The 7,255-nt window shown below is 68.2% G+C and carries 6 protein-coding genes; 2 read left to right on the top strand and 4 right to left on the bottom strand.

Annotation, left to right across the window (positions count from 1 at the left end):
* Together AC27IQ_RS16530 and AC27IQ_RS16525 are read right to left on the bottom strand one after the other, a co-directional pair.
* Window positions 1-1,030 (bottom strand): cache domain-containing protein (locus tag AC27IQ_RS16530; RefSeq protein ID WP_487090100.1); only part of this gene is annotated, 1,030 nt, incomplete at its 3' end.
* 252 nt (window positions 1,031-1,282) lie between these two features.
* Window positions 1,283-1,906 carry a Crp/Fnr family transcriptional regulator gene (locus AC27IQ_RS16525; protein ID WP_317360325.1) on the bottom strand — a complete coding sequence of 208 codons (624 nt, stop codon included), beginning with the start codon at window positions 1,904-1,906 and terminating at the stop codon, window positions 1,283-1,285.
* 257 nt (window positions 1,907-2,163) lie between these two features.
* Here AC27IQ_RS16525 and AC27IQ_RS16520 point away from each other — a divergent pair, with 257 nt between their 5' ends.
* Window positions 2,164-3,192, top strand: a complete 1,029-nt coding sequence (locus tag AC27IQ_RS16520; protein ID WP_272567786.1) for a porin — start codon at window positions 2,164-2,166, stop codon at window positions 3,190-3,192.
* An 89-nt stretch (window positions 3,193-3,281) separates the two neighbouring features.
* Here AC27IQ_RS16520 and AC27IQ_RS16515 read toward each other — a convergent pair whose 3' ends face one another.
* A complete protein-coding gene (locus AC27IQ_RS16515) occupies window positions 3,282-4,748 on the bottom strand; it encodes an aminotransferase class V-fold PLP-dependent enzyme (protein WP_487090099.1) in 1,467 nt (488 codons plus the stop codon).
* Between the two features lie 40 nt (window positions 4,749-4,788).
* Window positions 4,789-5,259: a Rid family detoxifying hydrolase gene (locus tag AC27IQ_RS16510; protein WP_284411172.1), complete on the bottom strand. Its 471-nt coding sequence runs from the start codon at window positions 5,257-5,259 to the stop codon at window positions 4,789-4,791.
* A 591-nt stretch (window positions 5,260-5,850) separates the two neighbouring features.
* Between AC27IQ_RS16510 and AC27IQ_RS16505 the strand changes: the two genes are divergently transcribed.
* Complete coding sequence (locus tag AC27IQ_RS16505) at window positions 5,851-7,251, top strand: cache domain-containing protein (RefSeq protein WP_284430014.1); 1,401 nt, start codon at window positions 5,851-5,853, stop codon at window positions 7,249-7,251.
* The last annotated feature ends 4 nt before the right edge of the window (window positions 7,252-7,255 follow it).

The following is a 7,255-nucleotide window of genomic DNA, read 5'->3' as shown; positions in this document are numbered from 1 at the left end:
CTCGGCGGCACAGCCGGGCCAGGGGCTGCGCCAGCCAGGCCATGCAGGCCACAGCCAGCAATGCGGCCGCACCGATCAGGGCGGCCGCCAGCCAGGCGGCCCGACGCTGTGCGCCCTCCAGCGGCGCGAGCAGGGCCTGAGCATCGTTCACGCGCGCCACGGTCCACTGCGTCATGGGCATGCCGGCCAGGCTGACCACATGGCCCGGCAGCCGCTCGGTGAAGCCGCGCCCCATGACCGGCTGATCCTTGTCGCCCGACCGCGCGAACACCTGCGACAGGCCGGCCTCGTCGCGCACGCTGCCCATCACCCGCGCGGGGTCCGGGTGCGACAGGATGGTGCCGTCGCGCGTGAAGACGATGAGCCGGGAATCCTTGCGCGCCGGCAGCGACATCGAGGGCGGCAGCAGCCCCTGCGACTGCAGGCGCAGCACGCCGGAGACGGCGCCCACCACCGTGCCCTCGTCCCGGTGCAGCGGGATCGTGAACATCACGCGCGCCTCGCTCGGCCGCCCGCCGATCAGGCCCGACACCAGCGGCTTGCCCTCCAGCATGGTGCGGCGCAGGCTGTCGCGTTCGGCCGGATCGAGGCTGGAGCCGCTGTCCAGGCGGCCGTATTGCAGATTGATGGCCACGGTGCCGTCCTGCCGCACCACCTGCATGGCATCGAAGAAGCGCACCGCCGGCAGGCCCTGCTGCAGCAGCCAACCGAGGGACGACGGCGAGTCGAGCATGACGGGCTGGATGCCCTCTGCCACGGTGCTGAGCACCTTCTGGCTCTGCTCGATCTTGCTGGCCAGCAGCCGCGCGACCACTTCGACCTCGTCGGTCTGCTGGCTCACGAGGCGGCGCATGGCCTCCTCGCCGGCCGCGCGCGATACGGTCCAGGCGGCCATCGCCCCGGCGAACACCACCGCCAGCACGGCCACCAGCATCAGGCGCTGCACCAGGCGGCCGGGCAGCAGCCAGCCGGGCGTGTCGCCCGCCGCGTCCTGCTCCGCCTCGAGTGCCTCGTGCGATGGCGGGGTCATCGGTGCTCCGTGGACGAAGCACCTCTGGCAAAGGAGCGGCGAAAGGCGCAGGGCATGCTGTCAGGCGGAATGTGCAATGGGGTGCGAACGAATATACGCAGCCCCCCGAACGCGCGGGTTGGGTGGAACCCTCGGTCGGTCCGGGGGAAACCCTGAGCCCCTTCGCACCGCCGCGCCATGGCCGCGCCGCCCCGATCACCCGCGTGTTGCAGACACCCCACCCACGCCCTTGCGCGGGACGGCAGCCCCCCTTCAGCCGGCCCCGGCCACCACCTGCAGCGCGCCGGGCCGCGGCAGATTGAGCACATTGCCCGTGCCCGAAATGAGCCCGTGGTCGCGCAGGTGGCGCAGCACGCGCGACAGGGTTTCCGGCGCGATGCCCAACTGCGCGGCGATGAGCCGCTTGCGCTGGTGCAGCGTCACGCGCAGCGTGCCCGCATCGTCGTGCTGGGCGTGCCGCAGCAGCCATTGGGCGCAACGCGCCTCGGCGTCCTGCGCGAGCCGGCTCACGGCCAGTTCGGTCTGCTGGCAGTAGCCCCGCGCCATGTCGTACACCAGCGCGCGGGCGGGCGACGGCAGCGATTCGAAGCCGGACCGGAAGGCCTCCAGCGGCATGCGGCGCAGCAGCACGCGCGTGTCCGCCACCATGTCCACCATGCACGCCTGGCCGAGCAGCGCGGGGGCGGCATCGAGCCAGCACGGCCCCTCCACCGCACCCAACTGGTGCCGAAGCAGCCCATCCTCGCGCACCCCGAGCAGCACGCGGCCGCTGTCCAGGTACAGCACGCTGGCCGGACGCTGGTGGCGCTCGCGCAGCACCTCGCCGGCAGGGGCCTCGGTCTTGGTCGGCGCAGGGGAGGAAGGAGAGGGAAACATAGAGCCGCCACTGTGACCGCAGCACCGCCGTGCGGTGTTGAGCAAAGTCAAATGCGGTGCGCTCTGGCCGCAGCCGCCGCGCCCGGGTGCCGCGGGCGCCGCATGCCCCCACAGGCCGAATGGTGAAGGCACGGTCCTTGCTTGGAGCCCTTGGCAAATCGACACGTTTTTCCTGGCCCGTTGAAGGCCCGTGTGCCCCGCCGAGCCATCGGCACCTTCCCTTCCCCCTTCCCCCTTTTCCCTTTCGCAGGAGTCGTATGAAAAAGAATTGGATCGCGCTGGGTGCAGCGCTGCTTTGTTCCGCCGGGGCGCAGGCCCAAAGCTCCGTGCAGCTCACCGGCCTGGCCGACGTGTTCGCCGGGTCCATCAAGATGGCCGGCGATGCGGGCCGCAAGTCGGTCGTGGACAGTGGCGGCCTCACGACCTCGTGGTTCGGCTTCAAGGGCACGGAAGACCTCGGCGGCGGACTGAAGGCCAACTTCCAGCTGACCTCGTTCATCAAGGTGGACAACGGCTCGCAAGGGCGCTTCGCCAACGACACGTTCTTCTCGCGCGACGCCAACGTCAGCCTGTCGGGCGACTTCGGCTCGGTGATGCTGGGCCGCTGGATGGCGCCCAACTTCCTGCCCTCGGTGGTGGGCAATCCGTTCGGCGATTCGTTCACCTTCTCTCCGCTGATCCTGCACATGAACGTGCCGCTGTTCAACGGCACCGGCTGGGGCGCGACCACGCCGTCCGACACGGGCTGGAGCAACCAGATCGTCTACAGCACGCCGAAATTCGGCGGTTTCTCGGCCAACATCCAGTACCAGTTCGGCGAGCAGCCGGGCGACAACGGCAAGAAGAACTTCGGCGCGAACTTCTTCTACTTCGGCGGCCCCGTGACGCTGACGGGCTTCTACGAGCGCGACCAGATCAGCAACCCCGCCGTTCCCAATGCCTACCTGGGCACGAAGAAGACCGACTGGATGCTGCTGGGCGCCTACGACTTCGGCCTGGTCAAGCCCTTCGTGAGCTACGGCGAGGCCAAGGCCGACAACACCACCAACAAGGCCAAGACGGTGCAGCTGGGCGCCTCGGTGCCGGTCGGCCCGGCCGGCAAGGTGCTGGTGGAGTGGGTCAAGACCGAGATGACGCAGACCGACATCGACCGCAAGACCTTCACGCTGGGCTACGACCACTTCCTGTCCAAGCGCACCGACGTGTACGCCATGCTCATGAACGACCGCATCACGGCGCAGACCAAGGGCAACAGCTTCGGCGTGGGCATCCGCCACCGCTTCTGATCGCCGCACGGCGCGCAGGGTGCCCCAAAACAAAAAGCGCGGGAGTCGCCTCCCGCGCTTTTTTTTATGGATGCGGCAGCGCTGCCGGATCAGACCTTGCGCGACAGGTCCCACATGGCATCGACCAGCAGGTCGATGTCGCGCGCGTCGTGCCACAGGTGGGTGGAGATGCGCACGCCGTAGTGGTTGGCGGGCGCGCCGATGACAGGGAAATCGGCGTTGCGGATCACGAAGCCCTGCGGGTATTCGCTCAGCATGCGCGCCACGAAGGCCGTGGATTTCTGCGCGTTCATCACGTCGTCCTTGTTCGGGAACGGATTGAACGAGGTGAGCGCGGAGAGCAGCTTGGGATCGTCCTTGGGCGAGTACAGCGCATCCACGCCCCAGCGCTCGGCGATCTTTTCCTTGAGGTAGGACGACAGCGTGAGGTCGTAGGTCTCGATCTTCTTGCGCCCGATGCCGTCCCACTGCGCGCAGGCCTGGGCCAGCGCCATGAACATGGGCGTGTGCAGGCTGCCGCAGCTGGTGATCGTCGCGGCGATGTCGTAGGTCTCGGTGCCGTTGATGGTGCGGTCCTTGGCGGCGTAGGAGCTGGTGTGCACCGGGAACCACCTGGGCAGCGGCAGCGGATTGGAGGCGCGCATCTTGTTGCGCACCACCAGGATGCCGGTCGAGCCCGGGCCGCACTGCCACTTGTGCCCCGCGCCAGACATGAAGTCCATGCCCAGCTCCGCGTAGTTGTAGGCCATCATGCCCGGCAGGTGGGCGCCGTCCACGATGCTGATGAGCTCGTGCGCCTTCACCACCGCCATCAGCTCGGCGATCGGCAGCATGGTGCCGGTCTTGTACGTGGGCGAGGACCACATCATGGCGCGCACGCGCTTGCCCTGGGCCTTGAGCGCGCGGATGCGCTCGTCGAACAGGTTCACGTAGGTGGCGGCCGTCTGGTTGTTGCCCACCGGCAGCGCGATGCGCGAGACCTCGATGCCGTAGCGGTCGGTGGCGATCTTGAGCGGCGTGTCGCCGCCGCCGTGCTCGTGGTTGGTGGTGACCACCACATCGCCGCGCTGCCAGTCCAGCCCCAGGATGGCGTGGCACATGCCCGAGGACGTGTTGGCCGAGAACGCGAGCTCGTCCGCATCCACGCCGAAGCCCGGGGCCACCTGCTTGCGCAGGTCCAGCAGGTTGCCGTAGCCGCTGCCGGAATCGGCCGCCTTCTTGCGGTTTTCGGCATCGAACGTTTCCAGCACCAGCTTGGGCATGGAGCCGCCGGTGCCGATGTTCATGTAGGTCTTCTCGGGCTTGAGCACGAACATGCCCTGCACGCCCGTCCAGAACGCCTCGTCGCGCATGAGCTGCTCGCGCAGGGCTTCGGCCTGGGTCTGCGCGCCGCTGCTGCCGCAGGCGGCCACCAGGGGCCCGAGCGTCGCGGCGCCGGCGCCATAGCCGAGCACGCGCAGAAAGTCGCGGCGCTTGGCGCTCCAGCGCGACACCGCGGACAGGTCCAGGGGAGCGGCAGCGCCGGGCGCGGCCATCAGGGGGGTGGCTTCATTCATGGGAAAACTCCTTGGGGCGTGGAGGCAGGACCACAGCGCTTCAGCGGCGGCCGACGATGGCCGAGATTTCGATCTTCACGTCGCGCGGCAGCCGCGCCACCTCCACCGTGGCGCGGGCCGGCGCAGCGGTGCGGAAGTACTCGCCGTACACCTTGTTCATGGCGGCGAACTCGTTCAGGTCCTTCATGTAGACCGTGGTGGAGAGCACGTCCTCGTACGACAGGCCCTGCGAACGCAGCTTGGCGCCCATGAAATCGAGCACGGCGCGGGTCTGCTCCTCGATGGTGGTGCCGTTGACCGCATTGCCCGCCGCATTGAGGGGCAGGACGCCCGAGAAATACAGCGTGTTTCCGTGGGCCACCATTTGCGAATACGGCCCGATGGCCGGATAGATCTGCGTGGTGGACAGCACCTCGCGCTTGGACGGCGCGGCGCAGCCCGTCATCAGCACGCAGGCCGCCAGGGCAGCGCCCGCCCAGGCCACGCGGTGGCGGTGGATCCGATTACTCATGGAATGTCCTTTGCAACGACTTTGAATATGACGATGAAAATGATTCGGCCCATGCACGGATAAACCGGCAGGCCCCATCCATTTCCATGCGACCGCATTTCCCATAATCTTCCGGCGCGCCTTCTTCTGTCCTGGAAATCCCGATTCGCGAAAGAATTTTAGGCAGCACAACCCGCTAAAACGAAGCACCTTTTTCCCTTACGCAGTAGTACGCAGACCGGCCTACGCAGGAGTACGCAAACCACCGCCTCGCCCGTGGCTGGCACGGCTTCTGCTGCAAAGGCCTTGCTGTGGTGCGGATGCTGCGGTAGCAAGCACTCACAAGGTGCGCACCAAGCCGGTGCCGACGCCCGATCCGCAGCGGCCCCAGGCACCACGGGGGTGATTATGGAAGCCGCCTTTCCATAATCACTCCCCAGGCAGCCCCGATGCATTTTGAGTTTTGGTGATTCTCCGCCCCATTCGACCGCACCGACCGTCTTTACATATGTTCACGGATTCCCGGAATATCCCATGATCCCTCGAAACAACCCGCTTGACATTGGCGTGCGGCGGCAGATAGTCATCGCTTTCCTATCCAAGAAACCCTTCATGCAATTGCGGCTCAAGCTTTTGCTGCTGTCGACCATTCCCATCCTGGTGGCGCTGGGTTCCGTGGCCGTCACCGTGCGCCACCAGACCCTGAAGCTGGCGCACCAGGAGCGGGAACTGGTTGAATCCGCCTACCTGCACAGCAAGGAGACCGAGCTGCACCATTACGTGCAGCTGGCCCAGAGCGCGATGGCGCGCATCGCGGCCGATGTGGCGGACCCGGCGGCGCGCCACCAGCAGGCGCTGGCCCTGCTCTCGCGCATGCAGTTCGGCAAGGACGGGTATTTCTTCGTCTACGACCGCCAGGGCAACGTGCTGCTGGACGCGCAGCAGATGGGGCTGGCCGGCGTGGACCTGTGCGACCCGTCCAACCCGCAGAGCGAGGCGCCGGCCAACCTCATCCTCGCCAAGGCGCGCGAGGGCGGCGGGCTGGTGCGCTACCTGTGGCAAAAGCCCTCATCGCAGCAGACGGTGCCCAAGCTCGCCTACGTGATGACGCTGCCCGGCTGGGAATGGGTGATCGGCACCGGCCTGTACCTGGACGACGTGCACGACACGCTGCGCCGCATCGACCTGCGCGCCCAGGAGAACATCGACGGCACGCGCCGGCGCATCTACGGCATCGCCGCGCTGTGCATCGTGCTGATCGGGCTGGCCGGGCTGGCGCTGAACCTCAGCGACCACCGCGTGGCCAGCGCCAAGCTGCGCCGGCTCGCGCAGCGGGTGGTGCGTTCACAGGAGGAAGAGCGCGTGCGCGTGGCGCGCGAGCTGCACGACGGCGTGGTGCAGGTGCTGGTGTCCTCCAAGTTCCTGCTGGAAACCGCCCAGGTGCAGTGGGCCGAGCGCGCGGCGCACGGCCCGCACCACGTGCTGGACCAGGGCCTGGACCGGCTCAACCATGCGCTGCTGGAGATCCGCCGCGTCTCGCACGGCCTGCGGCCCGCGTTGCTGGACGACCTGGGCCTGGCGCCAGCCCTGGCCCTCATGGCGCAGCAGGTGCAGGAGCACACCGCGCTCGGCGTGCGGTTCGTGCTGCGCGGCACGGCGCACCCGCTGCCCACCAGCCACGGCACCGCGCTGTTCCGCGTGGCGCAGGAGGCGCTGACCAACGCCCAGATGCACGCCCACGCGACGCAGGTGGAACTGCTGCTGCGCTTCGGCCGCCGGCGCGTGAGCCTGTCGGTGATCGACGATGGCCGCGGCTTCGACGTGCAGCGCGTGCAGGCCGACGGACAGGGCGGCATCGGCCTGCGCAACATGCGCGAGCGCATCGAGGGCCTGGGCGGCACGTTCGGCGTGGCCTCCGGCCGCCGCGGCACGCGCGTGCTGGCCGTGCTGCCGCTGCAGGGCGACAACGACGCGCCCTACCCCGGGTTTGAACCGTCGCAGGTGCCCGCATGAGCGG

It is taken from the genome of Acidovorax sp. KPB24-07, assembly GCF_057543315.1.
Note: the sequence above shows the minus strand (reverse complement) of the source record. Positions and strands in the feature narration are given on the sequence as shown.